Origin of the sequence: Caballeronia grimmiae (assembly GCF_000698555.1) — a bacterium.
GTDB lineage: Bacteria > Pseudomonadota > Gammaproteobacteria > Burkholderiales > Burkholderiaceae > Caballeronia > Caballeronia grimmiae.
Genome location: NZ_JFHE01000026.1, coordinates 37,955 through 54,650, shown reverse-complemented (window position 1 = coordinate 54,650; position 16,696 = coordinate 37,955). Strand labels below are relative to the sequence as shown.

Below are 16,696 nucleotides of genomic sequence, written 5' to 3'. Positions count from 1 at the left end.
TCATTCGGCGTTCTTGAGCTAAGTAAAAGCAGCCTGCATTGATGCGCGCTAAGCCGCCGTGCACTGCGTGCCCCGCCAAAGCACGTGCGCCCGGCGCAGGCGGCGGCTCACTTGATCTGCAACACCGCCTGCCGCACATCGATGCGGCGCGGAATGACCTTCGTATCGAAAGCCAGATCGGCCGAGTTTTGCTGCGCGCGGATCACATCGTCGGGAATCGGATAGCTCGCGCCCCACTCCAGACGCGAGATCGCGCGTTTCCACACCTCCAGCGGCACTCCCGTGTTGGCGGACAGGAATCGCGCCGTGTCTTGCGGATGCGTGAGGCTGTCGCTCGTTTGCCGCGCAAGCTGATCGAACAGCAGGCGCAGCGCGGCGGGATACTTTTGCGCGAAGCCGCGCGTCGAGATATAGAAGCCGTATTGCGGCACCGACAGATCCCCGATGGTGAGAATGGTCCGCGCGCCGGTGGTCAACTCGGTGTCCGCGTAGCGCGGATCGGGCACGGCCCACGCATCGATGAAGCCGCGCTCGAACGCCGAGCGCGCATCGCCGTAGGACAGGTACGTGAACTGCGCGGAGTCCGGGTTCATGTGTGCGTCCTGCATCGCCTTGAGCACGAACAGGTGCCCTTGCGAGCCCTTGGCGAAGGCGATCTTCCTGCCCTTGAGATCGCTCAGGTTCTTCACGGGCGAATCCTTCGGCACGACGATCGCATAGCTTCTGACGAGTCTCGGCGCATACGCCACGTACACGACCGCCGGCGCCGCGCCCGCCTGCGCCATGATCGGCGGCGTCGAGCCGACCGTGCCTACATCCACGTCGCCCGCGTTGATGGCTTCGACGAGCGGCGCGCCATAGACGAACTCATGCCACGAAACCTTGACGTGATGCACAGCGAACACCTGCTCCAGCTTGCCCGACGCACGCAGCGCGACGAGCCCGTCGCCCTTCTGGATACCGATGTGAATCTGCGCGGGATAGCCCTCGTCCGCGTGCGCGGCGCACGCGACGGCGAGGCACCCGGCGGCGATGATGTATTTCAGGGATCGAATCGGCATCAAGACTTGAAATGAGGATTGGCGGGACGTGCGAGACCGTAGTGACCGCGCAGCGTGGCGGCTTCGTACTCGCGCCGGAACAGGCCGCGACTTTGCAGGATCGGCACGACGTGTTCGGTAAAGTGTTCGAGCTGCGCGGGCAGCACGGGCGGCATGACGTTGAAGCCATCGGCGGCGCGGCTTTCAGCCCAGTCGGCGATCACGTCGGCGATCTGTTCAGGAGTGCCGGACAGCGTGAAGTGCCCGCGCGCCGCGGCGAGCCTCCTCAACAGGCTGCGCAAGGTCGGACGCTCGCGCGCCACCAGTTGCGTGATGACTGCCGCGCGGCTTTGCGCGGCCTGCACCGTGGACGGGTCCGGAAAGTCATCCACGGACAACGGCTGATCGAGCGGCAATGTCGAAAAATCGTAGCCGCCGAAGCGGTTCGACAGGCGGCCGAGCCCCACGCTGACATCGGTGATCGAGTCGAGTTCGTCGAGCAGGGCACTGGCTTCGGCTTCGGTCGACCCGATCGCCGCGCTGATGCCCGGCAGGATCACGATGTCCTGTTCCGAGCGGCCCGCGGCCCTCGCGCCCGCCTTGAGTTCGGCGTAGAAGTCGATCGCGGACTGCTTCGTCAGATGCGCGGTGAATACCGCTTCCGCGTAGCGCGCGGCGAACGCCTTGCCCGTCGCCGACGATCCCGCCTGCACCAGCACCGGATGCCCCTGCGGCGGGCGCGGCAGATTCAGCGGCCCTGCTACGCGATGAAACTTCCCGCGATAGCCGATCTTCCGCACGCGCGCCGGATCGAGAAAGCGGCCGCTCGACGCGTCATCGACGATGGCGTCATCGGCCCAGCTATCCCATAGCTGCGTGACGACTTCGAGAAACTCATGCGCGCGCGCATAGCGTTCGGCATGCTCGATCTGCTGCTCGTAGCCGAAGTTCGGCCCCGCGCCGCCCACCCACGAAGTCACGATGTTCCAGCCGATGCGGCCGCGCGAAATATGATCCAGCGAGGCGAACTGGCGCGCGAGATTGAACGGCTCCGTGTAAGTGGTCGATGCCGTCGCGATCAGTCCGATGCGCGAGGTCGTCTGCGAGAGCGCCGCGAGTGTGGTGATCGGCTCCAGTGCGCCGGACGCGACGAATTGCGCGCCATCGCCAAGCGCGAGCGCATCGGCGAAGAACACGGAATCGAACCGGCTTTGCTCGGCCCTGACGGCGAGATCGCGAAAATAATCAATATCGGTCAGCGCCTGGCGCGTCGCGCCGGAATGACGCCAGCCTGCCTCGTGATGACCGCGTCCGTGAACGAAGAGATTCAGATGTATGGGTCGGGCCATGAGCGAATAGTCTCGTATGCCGGATCAATCATGCACTTTCGGAAAACCGTGCCGCTGCGCAAGCAACGCGAGAATGCGGCGCGTATCGGTGACGAAGCGTTTCTCGCCCAGGCTCTTCGCGTCGGACGGTGCGGGGTACTCGTCGCCGAGCACCAGCACGGGCAGACTTTGATGCGCCTCGCTCAGTGCTTCGACCGCCGCCTGGCGCGGACGCTCGAACGGCACGCGGCGGATATCGAGCCGGGCGTTGCGCGCCGGATCGCTTGCGAGCAGGCCCTCGATCGGTGCGCCATCCGGACAGATGAACACTTCGCCGGGGCGCTTCGGATCGGTGAGGCCCGGTTCCAGCAGAATCAGTAGATCGCGTTGAGTCATGGTCGGCGTCATGCGTGGTTGAGAGCCGCCACAGCGTAGCCATCTCGCGCGGGGATTGGAACGAATTGCATCTGATAACCAAATCTGCGGCGCGCATGACGAAAAGCCGTGCCCGACTTAGCAGTCCGCGCGCTTTTCAAACGCGGATTTCTTGGTTTTCCACGGCTGTCCGCTGAACTACATTCAAACGTTGAGCCCGCGTCACGCGGCATCCCTCTTTTTTACTTCCGGAGTGTTTCCGATGAAGCCGTTCTGCTCGCGCGTGCTGCACTACGCGGCCATTCTGTGCATGTCGCTGGCGAGCGTCTTGCCGCTGCATGCCCGCGCGGCGACCGCTGCCGCTCCCGCCGAGATCCGTGTGGACTATGCGTACTACTCGCCCGAGAGTCTCGTCATCAAGCACTTCGGCTGGCTGGATGAAGAATTCAAACCGGACCAGACGGCGATCCGCTGGGTGCTGAGCCTCGGCTCCAACCGGGCGCTCGAATATCTGAACAGCGGCGCGGTCGATTTCGGTTCGACCGCCGGACTTGCGGCCGTGCTCGGACGCGCCAACGGCAACCCGATCCGCGCGGTGTACGTCTTCTCGCGTCCGGAGTGGACCGCGCTCGTCGTGCGCCGGGACTCGCCGATCCACTCGCTCGCCGACCTGAAAGGGAGGAAGATTGCGGCCACGCGCGGCACCGATCCGTTCCTCTTCACCCTCCGCGCATTGAAGACCGCAGGCCTCTCACGCGACGACGTCGAGATCGTCAATCTCCAGCATCCGGACGGACGCGCCGCGCTGGCGAAGGGACAGGTCGATGCGTGGGCCGGCCTCGACCCTCACATGGCGGCCGCGCAGATCGATGATGGCGCGCGTCTGCTCTATCGCAACGTCGGCTTCAACACATACGGTTTCCTTAACGTTCGCGAGGCCTTCGCCAGCCAGTATCCGCAGGCCGTCGGCCGCGTGCTGAAGGTCTACGAGCACGCGCGCGTGTGGATCATCGCGCATCCGGACGATACGGCGAAGATTCTCGCCGACGAGTCCAGGGTCTCCCTGCCGGTCGCGAAACTGCAACTGGAGCGCAACGATTTCAGCGATCCGCTCCCCGGCGACACGCAACGCGCGGCACTGAAGGCAGCCGCGCCGATCCTCACCGAGGAGCAGCTCGTGAAGGCGGGCGTCGACCCGGCCCAGGTGGTCGATGCCCTGATCGATCCGGCGTTCGCGCGGCCGGTCGCGGCTGCTGCGCGCTGATTTTCCCGCAAAGATGACCAATACCGCCACACGCCGCGACGCGCTCGCGCCCGCACTCGGTTCGCCATCGCCCGGGCCGCGCGATGCGTTGCGGATCTGGCGCATCGCCGGCATCGCGCTGCCGTTCGCCGCGCTCGCGGCGGTCGAGCTTGCGGTGCGCGCAGACTGGCTGCCCGATCACCTGATTCCCGCGCCCAGCGAGATTCTGGCCACGCTAGCGCACATGGGCGCGGCGCGCGTCGCGAGGCACATCGGCGCGAGCACCTTGCGCGTCTTCGCGGGGTTCGGCGCGGGCGCGGGGCTCGCGCTCGTCGTCGGCGCGGCGATGGGGCTTTCGCGCCGCATCGAGGCGCTCCTCGAACCGACCTTTCAGGCGTTGCGCTCGATTCCGTCGCTCGCGTGGGTGCCGCTGTTGCTGCTATGGCTCGGCATCGACGAAGCGCCGAAGATCACGCTGATCGCCATCGGCGCATTCTTTCCGGTGCATCTCGCGGTGGTCGCAGGCATTCGCGGCGTGGATCGCAAGTTCGTCGAACTCGGCGCGGTGTACCGGCTGGGTTCGTTTGCGCTGTTCCGGCGCATCCTTCTGCCCGCCGCGCTGCCGCAGATCGTGACCGGGCTGCGCACCGGCCTCAGTCTCGCATGGATGTTCATGGTCGCGGCCGAGCTGATCGCCGCCACGCGGGGTCTCGGCTTCATGCTGAGCGATGGCCGCGAGACCGGCCGCCCCGATCTCGTGTTCGGCGCGATTCTCCTGCTCGCGCTGCTCGGCAAGCTCAGCGACGGCGCGATGCGCCGCATCGAGACGCGTCTGCTCGCCTGGCGCGACGCCTTCGACGGCGCCGCGCGCAAGGAGGGGCGATGACCCTTGCGCCGCCTGTTCTGCTCGAAGCGCGTGTCGTGCGCAAAAGCTATGCGCAACGCACCGTGCTCGCCGATGTTGCGCTGACCGTGAGGCGTGGCGAGATCGTCTGTCTCGTCGGCCCGAGCGGATGCGGCAAGAGCACGCTCCTGCGCATCGTCGCGGGCATCGACCGTGATTATCGCGGCGCGGTGACGCTGGACGGCACGCCGCTCGACGGACCGTCGCCGCGCGTCGGCGTGATCTTCCAGGAGCCGCGCCTGTTACCGTGGCTCAGCGTCGCCGACAACGTCGGCTTCGCGGCGGGCCGGCGCGGCGGTCGCGATCCGCGTGTGGCGCGGTTGCTGAACGAGGTGCAACTGACCGACGCGGCCGATGCGCTGCCCTCGGCGCTGTCCGGCGGCATGGCGCAGCGCGCGGCGATCGCTCGCGGTCTGTTCGGCGAGCCGGAAGTGCTGTTGCTCGACGAGCCCTTCAGCGCCGTCGACGCCATGACGCGCATGCATCTGCAGGGATTGCTGCTCGATATCGTGGCGCGCCACGGCGCCAGCGCCATCGTCGTCACGCACGACCTGGACGAGGCGCTCTACCTCGGCGACCGCGTGCTGATGCTCGCCGCCGATCCCGGACGCCTCGACGGCGAACTGACCGTCGGGCTGCCGCGTCCCCGCGATCGCCGCGATCCCGAGCTTGCACGGCTACGCGCCCGGCTGTTCGATGCATTCCAGCGTTTCCAGGAGAACGCCGCGGTGTCTCGTTGAACCTGACCGCTTGAGGAACGAACGCACCACCCAACAATCCTTCGGCGATCGCAAATCACCGGCGGCATCGATCCATCATTACGGCATGCCACGCATTCCAAGCCAATGCTTTTGCTATCGGATCAAGACCCGTAGCACAGAGGGCGGGTCCCGGTCGAGCCGCGGACATTCCGCTTAAAGGCGGCCCGGTCGCGGGTCCGGAACGAATCCATCGCGGTTCGGCATGCGGATGGCGGCCAGCGAACGCGCATCGAGACGAGCGTCGTCGGCAACGACGCCATTCTGATTCAGGATCCACGCGCTCACTGCATAGACCTCGTCCGCGCTCAACGATTGCGGCGCGTTATAAGGCATGGCGCGGCGGATGTAATCGAAGAGTGTCGTCGCGTACGGCCAGTAGCTTCCGACCGTGCGCACCGGGTTCGCGCTCGTGAGCGTGCCACGCCCGCCGATCAGCCGGTCGCCCAGCACGCCCTCGCCTTTCGCGCCGTGGCACGCGGCGCACTTTGCGGCGAAGATCCGCGCGCCGGTCGCCACGTCGCCACTGCCCGCAGGGAGGCCGTGACCGTCAGGCGCGATATCGATGTTCCACGCGGCGATGTCCGCCGCGCTCACGGGCGTGCCGATCGTGCCGATGGCGGCGCGAGCCGTCGCATCATCCGTCGTGGACCGCGATGCGCGCCCGTCCCGCGACGGCGCCGAGCAGGCGGCCAGGCAGAGCGCCGTCAGGCCCGCGATCAGCGGACGCACGGAACGACGTTGTCGAGCTGATTCCCTATGCATTTTTTACGCTGCCATCGGCGTAGACGCGCCATTGCTGAATGCCGTTGTAGTGGTAAATCGAGTTCAGCCCGCGCGCCGCGACCAGCGCCTCGCGCGTGGGCTGGATGTACCCGGTCGAGTCCGTCGCCCGCGAGAGGATCGTGGCCGGCTCGCCGTTCCACACCCATCCCGCATGAAAACGCGTGAGCGCGCGATCCCTGGGCGGCCCGTCGAGCCGGGCCTGCTGCCATGACCGGCCGCCATCGACGGACACTTCGACCTGACGAATCGCGCCACGTCCCGACCAGGCCAGCCCCACGATCGGGTAGTAGCCGCGGGTCGTCAATGTGTGCCCGGGCGATGGCCGCGTGATGACCGATTTCGCATCCATCTCGAAAACGAACTGGCGGGCGCGGCCATCGGCCAGCAGGTTCGTGTATTTCGACGTTTCCTCGCGCGTTTCGAGCGGCGCGTCGACGAGCTTCAGCCTGCGCAGCCACTTCACATTGGTATTGCCTTCGAAGCCAGGGATCAGAAGCCGCAGCGGATAGCCGTTCTCCGGCCGCAGGCGCTCGCCGTTCTGCGCATACACGACGAGCGCGCGATCGAGCACGCGATCGAGCGGCAGGCTGCGCGTCATCGCGGCGGCATCCGCGCCCTCCGCGAGAATCCAGCGCGGTTCCTGGCGCTCGTTTGCAGCGACCCCGCCGGCGGCCTCGATCAACGTCGAAAGCCGCACGCCGGTCCACTCGCAGCACGACAGAAGCCCGTGCGTGAGCTGAACGGGCAGCCCGCTCGGCCCTTTCCATTCGCTCCCGGTATTGCCCGAACATTCGAGAAAGTGCACGCGCGATTCGGAAGGCAGCCGCAGCAAGTCGTCCATCGTGAAGAGCTTCGGCTCGCGCACGAGGCCGTGAATCACGAGCCGGTGCTGGTCCGGATCGATATCCGGCACACCGGCATGATGACGCTCATAGACGAGCCCGCTCGGAGTGATCGCGCCTTGCAGATCGGCGAGCGGCGTGAGCGACGAAGCCGCGCCCGGCACCGGCCACGCACGTGCCGCGCGGCGCACGACGTTGGATTCGTGCGCGGATGGCTGGCCATAGGGATGGTCGAGAATCGGCGCGCCGGGCATGCGCGTCCACGGCTCGACGCTGAGCGGCTGCAACAGCCCCGACGCCGCATTCGCGTGAGGCGTCACGACAGCCGACAGCGCGAGGCCGCCCAGCATCCGGCGTCGCGGCGACGCGGGGGATTGTTGCGCGGGCTTCGCCGGATCGACGGGCCTTTTGGCGGAAAACGATGAAAAACGCGGAATTTTCGGCATGCTCGATGAGTCGGGCAGAAGAAAGACAGACAGTTGCACGCGCGGTCATGGGTCGCCGTTTCGGGATTCCCATTCGAGATTGCGGCTATGCAAACGACAAGGATTGCTCGAGCGCCATCGTCCAAGGCGCGCCTGGGAATGCAATGACGGCGATACGGGCCGCCTCGCCCGCTAACCCGCCTGGCGATACACGCGATCCGCGTAAGCCGCCTCGTCGAAGTCAGCTGGAACATCGCCGCCCATGCGGGCTTCATGCGCTTCGAGATCCTCCAGGAACAGGTCCCGGCTGATGCGCCGTACGACTGCCGGAATATCGCGCTTCATGCACGGCACGTCGCCGACCGGCACGCCGCGGCTCACGAATCCTGCCGGATTGAAGACGTGAATGTTCTTCAGGAACGATGCCTCGCCGGGCCGCTTCTCGATATATTCGAGCGCATCGCCGAGGTAGGGATGCGCGCCGAGCGCATCATCGCGTTCGCCGGATGGCGGCGTATAGCGGTCGCGCCAGAGCAGCACATGATCGGCGATGCCCGCAAGCTCGGGCCGTGCATGCAGATCGACGGCGTAGCCCGTTCCCGCGATCACGAAGTCGAATTCGAACGCGCCGTCTGCCGCACGCGCGCGCACGCGCCCGCCATCGACGAAGGCTTCATGCCAGGGCGCACCCAGATGCAGATGGAAGTTGGCATGACGCGCCACGCGTTCGATAGCGTCGGCGGGCGCGGTCGAGCCCGCGCGACGGAAACGCAGCGCCTGCCGCCAGCGCACGGCATCCGGCAGCGAGGGAAAGTTATCGTACGCGCCGGGATACGCCCGTGCGCGGCTCACCGGGACCGCAGGCAATGTCGCGCGCCGCACGAACAGATGCACGTCGCGCGCGCCGGCTTCGAGTGCGGCCGCCGCCGCATCGAAGGCCGATGCCGCGCCGCCGATCACCGCAACCGTCTTGCCCGCGAGCGACGCGAAATCGATCGCATCGGACGTATGCGCCAGATGCGTGGCCGGCAGCGACGCCAGCGGCGGCACGATGTTCGGCCGCCCGTTGCCCGATACGCCGTTGCCGAGAATGATCTTGCGCGCCGTCTCGACGCGCAGCTCGACGCCGCGTTCCGTGCGCACCGTCAAATGCAGGCGGAAATGCGCGCCTTGTGGCTCGATGAGCGTGAGCGTTGTGCCATAGCGAACCGGAATGCCGAGAAACGCGCGATACCACGCGAGATAGTCGGCCCATTGCCTGCGCCCAATCCGCTCGATATCGGCATACGACGCCTCGCCGTGACGCGCCTCGTGCCACGCCTGAAAGCTCAACCCCGGCACGCCCCCTTCAGGTCCGGGCAGACTCTTCGGCGTGCGCAGGCGATTCATCCGCGCGTAATTGGTCCATGAGCCCGCGCGCGCTTCGTCGGGCGCGGCGTCGATCACGCTGACCCCGCCGATGCCCGCGCGACGCAACGCGAACGCGAACGCCGCACCGGTTTGTCCGCCGCCGACGATCAATACGTTATGGTCGATGCCCGGCCGCGCGACGACCCAGTTCTCCGGATCGGGGCCGATGAGACACAGCGTGTCGAGCGCGTGCTGGTCGTGTGAGTGGTTCGATTCGCTCATGGGCTTTTCGGGGTGGTCACGCAATGACATCGGAGAACACGCGCGTCGCGAAGCGGTTGCTGTCGGTGCCGGCATTGATCACACCGACCGACTTCAGATCGTCCGCATATAGCGCGATTTCCTCCTTGAAGGCATCGCCCGTCGGATGATGGTGATGCGTGTGGCTGCGCAACATCGCCGCGAGTTGCGCGACATTGGCGCTCGGCGCATTGGGCGCGAAGATGGCGGCGGCTTCATCGGGATGGTTTGCCGTCCACTCGGTCGCTTCGAGCAGCGCCTGGGTCAGCGCCTGCGCCGTCGCGCGGTCCTTGCGCACGAGCGAGCCGCGCACGCCGAGCACGCAGCACACGCGGTTCGCATATTCGCCGCACAAGTTGTTCGAGACCTCGTAGAGATGATCCGACTCGCGCAGGTTCCAGATGGTCGGATCGCCGTCGGCAATGGCCTGCACTTCGCCCTTTTTCAAGGCTTCGCCAAGAAGCGGCGCGGGGTACTGGCGCCAGTGCACTTCGTTTTCCGGATCGACGCCGATCTTCCTGAAGCTGATCGCGAAGAAGTTCTTCGCGGGACTGGCCATGTCGCTCACGCCGATGGTGCGCCCCTTCAGACCTTGCAAATCCACGATGCCCGATGACTTCGCCGACAGCACGCGCATGCAGCCGCCGTGGATGCCCGCGGTCAGCTTCACGTCGAAGCCCTGCTCCAGCGGCTTGATCCAGCGCAGCGCCATGCCGACGCCCGCATCGGATTTGCCTGTCGCTATGGCTTCCAGCAACTGGTCCGTGGAGCCCGCGAAGTTGACGAGTTCCACGTCCAGCCCGTGCTTATGGAAGAAGCCCTCCTTCACGGCCACCGGCACGGGCGCCGTGCAGATGCCACCCGCGTTCCATGAGAGCTTGAGTTTTTTGAGGTTTTCATCGGCTGACGCGCGCGTGGCGGGCAAGCCGAAACTCGCGCCCGCGAGTGCGAGACCGCCCGCGCTCCAGGCGGTTTTCCTGAGCCACGCACGTCGTGACGGATCGTTCAGCAGGGTGTGCATCGTATCGTTTCCTTTTTGATCAGGCCGCGAGCCCAAGTCGCCCGAGCACTTCACGCCGCAACCCGACGAGTTTCGGGTCGTCGCGATGACGCGGATAAGGCAGGTCGTTGCGCACTTCCGTCACGATGCGCGCCGGGCGCTCTGACAGCACGATCACGCGATTCGCCACGAACAGTGCTTCTTCGACGTCGTGCGTGACGAGCAGCACGGAGAAGTTCGCGCGCTGCCACAGCCGCACCAGCTCGCCCTGCATGCGAATGCGCGTGAGCGAGTCGAGCTTGCCGAACGGTTCGTCGAGCACGAGCAGACGCGGATCGTTGACCAGCGCGCGCGCCAGCGCCGCGCGCTGCGCCATGCCGCCCGAGAGCTGATGCGGATGTGCGTGCGCGAATGCAGTGAGGCCGACCAGTTCCAGCGCGGCATCGATGCGCGCATGGACATCGCGGCGCGCATGCCTGTCCTTCAGCGCACCCTGCGCCTGCGGTCCCAGACCGACGTTCTCGCGTACCGTGCGCCACGGGAACAGCGTCGGATCCTGAAACACGACCACGCGCGACGGATCGGGACCGGCGATCGGCGCGCCATCCTCGTGCAGCGCGCCTTTCAGCGGGCGGTCGAGACCCGCGACGAGCCGCAGCAAGGTGGACTTGCCGCATCCGCTCGGGCCCAGCAGCGCGACGAACTCGCCGGGTTCGACCGTGAGGCAGATGTCGTCTAGTACGGGCAGCGTTTCGCCTTTAAGCGCGAACGCATGACCGACGTGATCCACCTCGATGCGCGCTCCTTTCGCGACCGGCGTCCCCGCCCGCAATGCCGATGCGCCTACCATTTGAGCACCCCCTTCTGCCAGCTCAGCAGCCGGTCGCGCAGTTTGAACAGCAAGGTAATGAGCCCGGAGCACATCAGCGCCATGACGAGCAGCGCGGCATACATGTTCGAATACGCGGCCCAGCCCTGCGCCCATTGCAGATACCAGCCGAGGCCCGCCTTCACGCCCATCATCTCGGCGACGATCAGCACCGAAAACGATGCGCCCAGGCCCATGAACAGGCCGACGAACACGTTCGGCAAGGCGGCCGGAATCGCGACTCGCAAAATGAGGAACGAGGGTTTCGCGCCGAGCGTGCGGGCGACGTCGTAGAACGCCTTGTTGACGCCCGCCACGCCCGACCAGGTCAGAACGGCCACGGGAAAGCCCGTCGCGAGCGCGATGAGAAACACGCTCGCGGAGAAGCTCGATGGAAAGAAGAAGAACGCGAGCGGCAGCCACGCCGTCGCGGGCAACGGCCCGATCAGGCGCAATACCGGATGCAGCCAGTAACCGACCGCGCGCGACCAGCCGATCGAGACGCCGACGATGAACCCCGTGAGCGCGCCCAGCACGTAGCCATAAGCGAGCAGGACGAACGAATGACCGACGCTGGAAGACAGGCGCGGCAGATCGTCGAAGAAGACGGCGATGAGCGCCTGCGGCGGCGCGAAGAAGGGACGCGGCAGCCATTCGAGCTGCGCGGTGACGGCCTCCCACGCCGTGATGCCGATCGCCAGCGCGAGCAGCCACGGCGCGGTCTCGATCCACTTCGCGGCCAAGCGCGCGTGCCTCAGACTGCCAGCGAACAACAGCGCACCGGCCAGCGCTAGCAGGAGCTTGAGAACCAGCAGCTCGCGCGTATCAGGCCAGTCGTCGAGCGCGGGCCACCATTGTGTGAGCGCCGCTCCGCCGAGCCAGCCGAGGGTGGCGAGCGCCGCGACGAGCGTCTTGCGCTGCGGAACGAGCGGCCCCGGCGCGGTCTCGTGCGCCGGCGCGATGCCGCCTGTATCGAGCGTTTGAATGCGTGTGGACATGAGTATGGCCTGAGGACAGCACGATTGATGTTGCGCAGCGTAGCGAGGCGCGACGCCGAAGTGAATCAATGGATTCGACTATCGATATATGCGGGGCGGCCAGTCACTCAGGATGACGAACCGCTCGCGCTCCGCGATGCATTCACGCCTCTCGATCGCATATCGATAGCGCTGGATATTGTTTGCCGGGCGCACGCCGCGCCTCTAGCATGGGCAGTCTCTCAACCTGTCACCGATGATTTCGTGAAGATCAAGCTGCCCTTCAAAACCGCCCTGTTCTCTGTTGCACTCGTCTGCGGCATCGCGAGCGCGCCACTTTCGTCAGCGGCCAGTCAGACCGTGCGCGTCGGCATCATGTCCGGCGAGGACGAGGACATCTGGCGCACGGTCGCGGCGAACGCCGCGAAACATGGCATCACCGTGAAGCTCACGACTTTTTCGGACTACACCCAGCCGAACGAAGCGCTCGCCCAGCATGATCTCGACCTCAACGCCTTCCAGCACAAGCCGTATCTCGACGCGCAAGTCAAGGCGCGTCACTACGATATCGTGCCGGCGGGCTACACCTACGTGCAGCCGATCGGCCTGTACTCGCGCAAGTGGAAATCCATTGACGCCCTGCCACAGAACGCGACTATCGGCGTGCCCAACGATCCGAGCAACGAGGGCCGCGCGCTGCTGCTGTTGCAGGCCAACGGCTTGATCAGGCTGCGTGAGAACGTCGGCCTGCTGCCGACCGCGCGCGACATCGCCGACAACCCGAAGCACGTCCAAATCAAGGAACTCGACGCGGGCATCGTGGGCCGCGCGATCGACGATCTCGACGCCGCCGTGGTCAACACGGGCTGGGCGTTCAAAAGCGGCATCAAGGTGCCGCAGGAGCGCATCGCGCAGGAGAAGGTGACGGACAATCCGTATCGCAACTTTCTGGCCGTCAACGCGAAAGATGCGCAGGCTCCGTGGGTGAAGGAACTGCTCGAGAGCTATCAGCAGGCGAATGTCGCGTCGGTCATCCTGAGCGTGTACCACGGCGCGGTGCTGCCGGCATGGGACGGCGCACCCTCGAAGTGAAACGGTGCGGCGTGAGGCGCTGTCTTGCGCGCCCCCTCCTTCGCCGCTCTCCGGAGCGATCAGCCGCTCACGCCGACGACGGCGCGCAGAATCACCGGCTGCCCGCCGCGCAGCGACACGGCGCCCAACACCGAACGCGCGTGCACGCCGGCTTCGCCCAGAACCTCGACCAGCACGTCCGATGCGCCGTCGAGCACCTTCGCGTGGTCTTCGAAAGCGGCGTCGGCGTTCACGAAGCCCTGCACGTCGAGCACCTGCTTCACGCGTTCGAGCGAGCCGAGTTCGTCGCGCAGCACGAGCAGCAGCTCCAGCGCCGCCTCGCGTGCGAACGCGACGCCGTCTTCGAGCGTGAGCGTGTCGCCGAGCCGTCCTCTGGATGGCTTGCCGTCGATGGCGGCGCCCGCCGACTTGCCCGACACGAAAACGAGATCGCCCCAGCGCGTGGCATTGCGATAGTTCGCCTTCGGATTGCTCGAAGTGCGGTCGGGGTCGATCAGACGGTTGAGTCTTTCGTCGGCGCTCATGGTGCTCCTGTCGGTACGAATGCGTGGAATAACGCGAAGCCGCTCATGTTATGCAGCGTCGGTCAACGCGCTAACCAACGAAGCTTCATATCGATATGACAGTCCATGCGCGGCGCAGGGCGTTCGTTACCCGCCTGCTCAGTGCGCGCGGCTCAGCAGTTCATAGCTCGCATCGTCCGCCGCGCCGGACCGCTGGCCGCGACGCCAGCCGATGGCTTGCCGATAACTCCCCTTGAGCGTCGCCGCCGCATCGACGCTCACGCCGGATGTGGTCTGAGGCGCGACATACAGCGCGTCTTCCGGGCAGTACAGTTCGCACATGAAGCAGGTCTGACAATCGTCCTGCCGCGCGATGACCGGCGGGCCATCCGTCGATGCCGCTGCATCGAAAACATTGGTCGGGCACACGCGCACGCAGATGTCGCAGCCGGTGCAGCGTTCCGTATCGACGATTTCGATCATGCGGCGATATCCCCGTTCGCGTCATGGCGCACCGCGTGGCGCGCGACCCAGACTTCATCGAGACCGCCGCTCAGCAGGCGATGCCGCTGCGCCGCATCGGCCGCCGGGTAGTCCTGTCGGCGGGCCATGCCGCGCGTCTCCGTGCGGGCGAGCGCACTGCGATACATCCAGCGCGACACGGCGAGCATGGCGACGGCTTCGCGGGCACGGACCATCTGGTTCAGATCCGACGCCGCTGCGCCTCGCACCCGATGCCAAAGCGCATCGAGCCGCCCGAGCGAGTCTTCGAGCAGGTCCGCACGACGTGTCCAGTTGCGCTGCGTCGGCAACACTTCGTCCTGAACCGCGCGGATGAGCGCGGCGGGATCGATGGGCGCGTTCGCGCCGCCATCGCGCAAACTCGCACGGCCTGCCCGAAGCAACGTTCGCGGCGTGCGCAGCGCGCGCACCGTGCGGGCGTGATCGGCCGCGCCCGCGCCGGCCCAGAAGCCGGACGACATCGCCCATGCGGCGTTGTGGCTGCCGCCGCCCGTGAAGCCGCCGCAGATCAGCTCGCGCGTGGCGGCGTCGCCGGCGGCGTACAGGCCCGGGACCGAGCTCGCGCAGGTCGCATCGGTCACGTGCAGGCCGCCCGTGCCGCGCACGGTGCCTTCGAGGCGCAACGTCACCGGAAAATGCCGGGTGAAGGGATCGATGCCTGATCGGTCGAACGGCACGAAGAAGTTCGGCTGCGAGCGGCGCATCCACGCGCGGATGTCGGCATCCGTGCGATCGAGGCATGCGAACACCGGCTGCGATTCCAGCGTCTTCGCGATCACCCCGCGCCCGTGCGACGAACCGGCGCCGGGGATCGCCGTGCCCGTGGCATCGTAGAAAGTGGCCCAGTTATAGAACAGCGATTTCGTCACCGAGGAGAACGCCGGACCGAGACCGTAAGCGTTCGAGAACTCCATGCCGGAGCATTCCGCGCCGGCTTCGGCGGCCATCAGATGACCGTCGCCCGTCAGCACGTTGCAGCCGAGCGCGTTGCTCAGGAACGCGCAGCCGCCCGTCGCGATGACGACGCTGCCGGTCCGCGCACTCCAGGTCTCGCCCGTCTGCCGATGCACGCCCGAAGCGCCCGCCACCGCACCGCGCTCATCGATCAGCAGTTCCAGCGCCGGACTGTGATCGAGAATGCGCGCGCCCGCCTCCTTCACACGCTTGCGCATGAGGCGCATGTATTCGGGACCCTGCAGAGAGGTGCGGCGCGCGTTGCCGGCTTCGTCGACCGGAAACGGATAGCCCCATTGCGCCAGGCGTTCGCAGTTGAGCCAGGTCTGCTCCAGCACGCGATCCATCCACGCGCGTTCGGCGAGTTCGCCGCCGAGCGCGTAACGGCTGGCCCTCGCGCGTTCGCGGGCGTCCCTGTCGCGCGGCACGTACCAGACGCCCGTGCCCGATGGCGCCGTCGCGCCCGACGTGCCGCAAAAGCCCTTGTCCGCGAGCACCACGCGCGCCCCTCTTGCGGCGGCACTGATCGCGGCCCACGTGCCCGCCGGGCCGCCGCCGATGACGAGCACGTCGGCGTCGTAGTGACGTTGTGCATCGGTCACGCTCGCGCGCTGCGTCATGCCCGCTCCTTCCATGCGGCAAGCCGCTTTTCGGCGAACAGCACCGTCTGATTAAAGGCGAGTCCGAGCAAGGCAAGGGTGAGGATGCCCGCGTACATCTTCGGAATCTCGAAGGTGAATTGCGAATAGTTGACGAGATAGCCCAAGCCCGCCTTCGCGCCGACCATTTCGGCCGCGATGAGCACGAGAATCGAATACGCGCCCGCGATGCGAACGCCCGTGAACACCGAGGGCACCGACGCAGGCAGAACGACCTTCGCGAACAGTTGCAGCGGCTTGAGTCCCATCGAGCGGGCCGAGCGGATCAGCAGCGGATCGACGTTGCGCACGCCGCTCACCGTATTGAGCACGACGGGCCAGATGCACGAGTACACGACCATCGACACTTTCGAGGTTTCGCCCATGCCGAGCACGAGCACGAAGACCGGCAGCAAGGCGAGCGGCGCGGTATTGCGAAACAGTTCGAGCAGCGGATCGAGCACTTCCGCGAGCGTTCGATACCAGCCGATGAACAATCCCAGCGGCACGCCGAACGCGACCGCGATCGCGAAGCCGGAGAGCGCGCGCGCCGCGCTGGCGAAGAGATGCACCCAGAGCTCGCCCGACAGCGCCATGTCGCACAAGGCGCGAAGCACCACGGAAAACGGCGGCAGGAAGGTCGCATCGACCCAGTGCAGGCGCGGCAGCGCTTCCCACAGCGCGACGAACGCCACGACGGCGATGCTCGACCGAAGCGCCCGCGGCAAGCCCCAGGCGACGCGCGGGGGCGCGGTGATGACCGTACTCATCGAAGCTCCTTGAAGGGTGGA

Annotated in this window: 17 protein-coding genes; 4 read left to right on the top strand and 13 right to left on the bottom strand. The window is 66.5% G+C overall.

The genetic code is table 11. From position 1 onward, the window contains the following. Positions 1-107: 107 nt before the first annotated feature. Genes BG57_RS22000 through BG57_RS21990 form a run of 3 tightly spaced genes read right to left on the bottom strand, consistent with a single transcriptional unit; the run spans position 108 to position 2,764 of the window. Positions 108-1,061: an aliphatic sulfonate ABC transporter substrate-binding protein gene (locus BG57_RS22000; RefSeq protein WP_035968015.1), complete on the bottom strand. Its 954-nt coding sequence runs from the start codon at positions 1,059-1,061 to the stop codon at positions 108-110. Further along, positions 1,061-2,389 carry an LLM class flavin-dependent oxidoreductase gene (locus BG57_RS21995; protein ID WP_035968014.1) on the bottom strand — a complete coding sequence of 443 codons (1,329 nt, stop codon included), beginning with the start codon at positions 2,387-2,389 and terminating at the stop codon, positions 1,061-1,063. Before BG57_RS21995 ends, BG57_RS22000 begins: the two co-directional genes overlap by 1 nt. A gap of 24 nt (positions 2,390-2,413) precedes the next feature. Then, positions 2,414-2,764, bottom strand: coding sequence for a DUF3088 domain-containing protein (locus BG57_RS21990; protein ID WP_035968072.1), 351 nt, complete (start codon positions 2,762-2,764; stop codon positions 2,414-2,416). A gap of 241 nt (positions 2,765-3,005) precedes the next feature. Between BG57_RS21990 and BG57_RS21985 the strand changes: the two genes are divergently transcribed. From BG57_RS21985 to BG57_RS21975, 3 genes are read left to right on the top strand one after another with little or no spacing between them, the layout of a single operon-like run. After that, positions 3,006-4,007, top strand: a complete 1,002-nt coding sequence (locus BG57_RS21985) for an aliphatic sulfonate ABC transporter substrate-binding protein (RefSeq protein WP_035968012.1) — start codon at positions 3,006-3,008, stop codon at positions 4,005-4,007. A 13-nt stretch (positions 4,008-4,020) separates the two neighbouring features. Beyond that, positions 4,021-4,872 (top strand): ABC transporter permease, encoded by an 852-nt coding sequence (locus tag BG57_RS21980; protein WP_035968011.1) that lies wholly within the window; start codon positions 4,021-4,023, stop codon positions 4,870-4,872. Next, on the top strand, positions 4,869-5,630 hold the full coding sequence (locus tag BG57_RS21975; RefSeq protein ID WP_035968009.1) for an ABC transporter ATP-binding protein: 762 nt from the start codon (positions 4,869-4,871) through the stop codon (positions 5,628-5,630). The genes BG57_RS21980 and BG57_RS21975 overlap by 4 nt, the downstream gene beginning before the upstream one ends. A gap of 174 nt (positions 5,631-5,804) precedes the next feature. Here BG57_RS21975 and BG57_RS21970 read toward each other — a convergent pair whose 3' ends face one another. From BG57_RS21970 to BG57_RS21945, 6 genes are all read right to left on the bottom strand, one after another. Continuing rightward, on the bottom strand, positions 5,805-6,413 hold the full coding sequence (locus tag BG57_RS21970; protein ID WP_035968008.1) for a c-type cytochrome: 609 nt from the start codon (positions 6,411-6,413) through the stop codon (positions 5,805-5,807). Next, positions 6,406-7,626, bottom strand: coding sequence for a sulfite dehydrogenase (gene soxC, locus BG57_RS21965; RefSeq protein WP_052005937.1), 1,221 nt, complete (start codon positions 7,624-7,626; stop codon positions 6,406-6,408). Before soxC ends, BG57_RS21970 begins: the two co-directional genes overlap by 8 nt. Before the next feature lie 267 nt (positions 7,627-7,893). After that, positions 7,894-9,333: an NAD(P)-binding domain-containing protein gene (locus tag BG57_RS21960; protein WP_035968006.1), complete on the bottom strand. Its 1,440-nt coding sequence runs from the start codon at positions 9,331-9,333 to the stop codon at positions 7,894-7,896. A 16-nt stretch (positions 9,334-9,349) separates the two neighbouring features. Beyond that, positions 9,350-10,372 (bottom strand): ABC transporter substrate-binding protein, encoded by a 1,023-nt coding sequence (locus BG57_RS21955; protein WP_035968067.1) that lies wholly within the window; start codon positions 10,370-10,372, stop codon positions 9,350-9,352. Positions 10,373-10,391: 19 nt separating this feature from the next. Next, on the bottom strand, positions 10,392-11,201 hold the full coding sequence (locus tag BG57_RS21950; RefSeq protein ID WP_035968005.1) for an ABC transporter ATP-binding protein: 810 nt from the start codon (positions 11,199-11,201) through the stop codon (positions 10,392-10,394). Next, complete coding sequence (locus BG57_RS21945; RefSeq protein ID WP_035968004.1) at positions 11,195-12,217, bottom strand: ABC transporter permease; 1,023 nt, start codon at positions 12,215-12,217, stop codon at positions 11,195-11,197. The genes BG57_RS21950 and BG57_RS21945 overlap by 7 nt, the downstream gene beginning before the upstream one ends. A 243-nt stretch (positions 12,218-12,460) precedes the next feature. On the opposite strand from BG57_RS21945, the gene BG57_RS21940 reads away from it, so the two are divergent. After that, positions 12,461-13,288: a MetQ/NlpA family ABC transporter substrate-binding protein gene (locus tag BG57_RS21940; protein WP_035968003.1), complete on the top strand. Its 828-nt coding sequence runs from the start codon at positions 12,461-12,463 to the stop codon at positions 13,286-13,288. Between the two features lie 59 nt (positions 13,289-13,347). Here the strand turns inward: BG57_RS21940 and BG57_RS21935 are convergent, their stop codons facing one another. The 4 genes from BG57_RS21935 to BG57_RS21920 all read right to left on the bottom strand — a co-directional run bounded on the left by BG57_RS21935 (position 13,348) and on the right by BG57_RS21920 (position 16,675). After that, on the bottom strand, positions 13,348-13,812 hold the full coding sequence (locus tag BG57_RS21935) for a RidA family protein (RefSeq protein WP_035968002.1): 465 nt from the start codon (positions 13,810-13,812) through the stop codon (positions 13,348-13,350). 138 nt (positions 13,813-13,950) lie between these two features. Then, positions 13,951-14,274: a 4Fe-4S dicluster domain-containing protein gene (locus BG57_RS21930; RefSeq protein WP_035968000.1), complete on the bottom strand. Its 324-nt coding sequence runs from the start codon at positions 14,272-14,274 to the stop codon at positions 13,951-13,953. After that, positions 14,271-15,887: an FAD-dependent oxidoreductase gene (locus BG57_RS21925; RefSeq protein WP_035968066.1), complete on the bottom strand. Its 1,617-nt coding sequence runs from the start codon at positions 15,885-15,887 to the stop codon at positions 14,271-14,273. The genes BG57_RS21930 and BG57_RS21925 overlap by 4 nt, the downstream gene beginning before the upstream one ends. Then, the gene (locus BG57_RS21920; RefSeq protein WP_035967998.1) at positions 15,884-16,675 is read right to left on the bottom strand and encodes an ABC transporter permease; all 792 of its coding nucleotides are present in this window, start codon (positions 16,673-16,675) and stop codon (positions 15,884-15,886) included. Before BG57_RS21920 ends, BG57_RS21925 begins: the two co-directional genes overlap by 4 nt. Between the last annotated feature and the right edge of the window lie 21 nt (positions 16,676-16,696).

Coding starts and splice junctions, on each gene's coding strand:
- BG57_RS22000 (WP_035968015.1), bottom strand. CDS start 1,061: ATGCCGATTCGATCCCTGAAATACATCATCGCCGCCGGGTGCCTCGCC.
- BG57_RS21995 (WP_035968014.1), bottom strand. CDS start 2,389: ATGGCCCGACCCATACATCTGAATCTCTTCGTTCACGGACGCGGTCAT.
- BG57_RS21990 (WP_035968072.1), bottom strand. CDS start 2,764: ATGACTCAACGCGATCTACTGATTCTGCTGGAACCGGGCCTCACCGAT.
- BG57_RS21985 (WP_035968012.1), top strand. CDS start 3,006: ATGAAGCCGTTCTGCTCGCGCGTGCTGCACTACGCGGCCATTCTGTGC.
- BG57_RS21980 (WP_035968011.1), top strand. CDS start 4,021: ATGACCAATACCGCCACACGCCGCGACGCGCTCGCGCCCGCACTCGGT.
- BG57_RS21975 (WP_035968009.1), top strand. CDS start 4,869: ATGACCCTTGCGCCGCCTGTTCTGCTCGAAGCGCGTGTCGTGCGCAAA.
- BG57_RS21970 (WP_035968008.1), bottom strand. CDS start 6,413: ATGCATAGGGAATCAGCTCGACAACGTCGTTCCGTGCGTCCGCTGATC.
- soxC (WP_052005937.1), bottom strand. CDS start 7,626: ATGCTGGGCGGCCTCGCGCTGTCGGCTGTCGTGACGCCTCACGCGAAT.
- BG57_RS21960 (WP_035968006.1), bottom strand. CDS start 9,333: ATGAGCGAATCGAACCACTCACACGACCAGCACGCGCTCGACACGCTG.
- BG57_RS21955 (WP_035968067.1), bottom strand. CDS start 10,372: ATGCACACCCTGCTGAACGATCCGTCACGACGTGCGTGGCTCAGGAAA.
- BG57_RS21950 (WP_035968005.1), bottom strand. CDS start 11,201: ATGGTAGGCGCATCGGCATTGCGGGCGGGGACGCCGGTCGCGAAAGGA.
- BG57_RS21945 (WP_035968004.1), bottom strand. CDS start 12,217: ATGTCCACACGCATTCAAACGCTCGATACAGGCGGCATCGCGCCGGCG.
- BG57_RS21935 (WP_035968002.1), bottom strand. CDS start 13,812: ATGAGCGCCGACGAAAGACTCAACCGTCTGATCGACCCCGACCGCACT.
- BG57_RS21930 (WP_035968000.1), bottom strand. CDS start 14,274: ATGATCGAAATCGTCGATACGGAACGCTGCACCGGCTGCGACATCTGC.
- BG57_RS21925 (WP_035968066.1), bottom strand. CDS start 15,887: ATGACGCAGCGCGCGAGCGTGACCGATGCACAACGTCACTACGACGCC.
- BG57_RS21920 (WP_035967998.1), bottom strand. CDS start 16,675: ATGAGTACGGTCATCACCGCGCCCCCGCGCGTCGCCTGGGGCTTGCCG.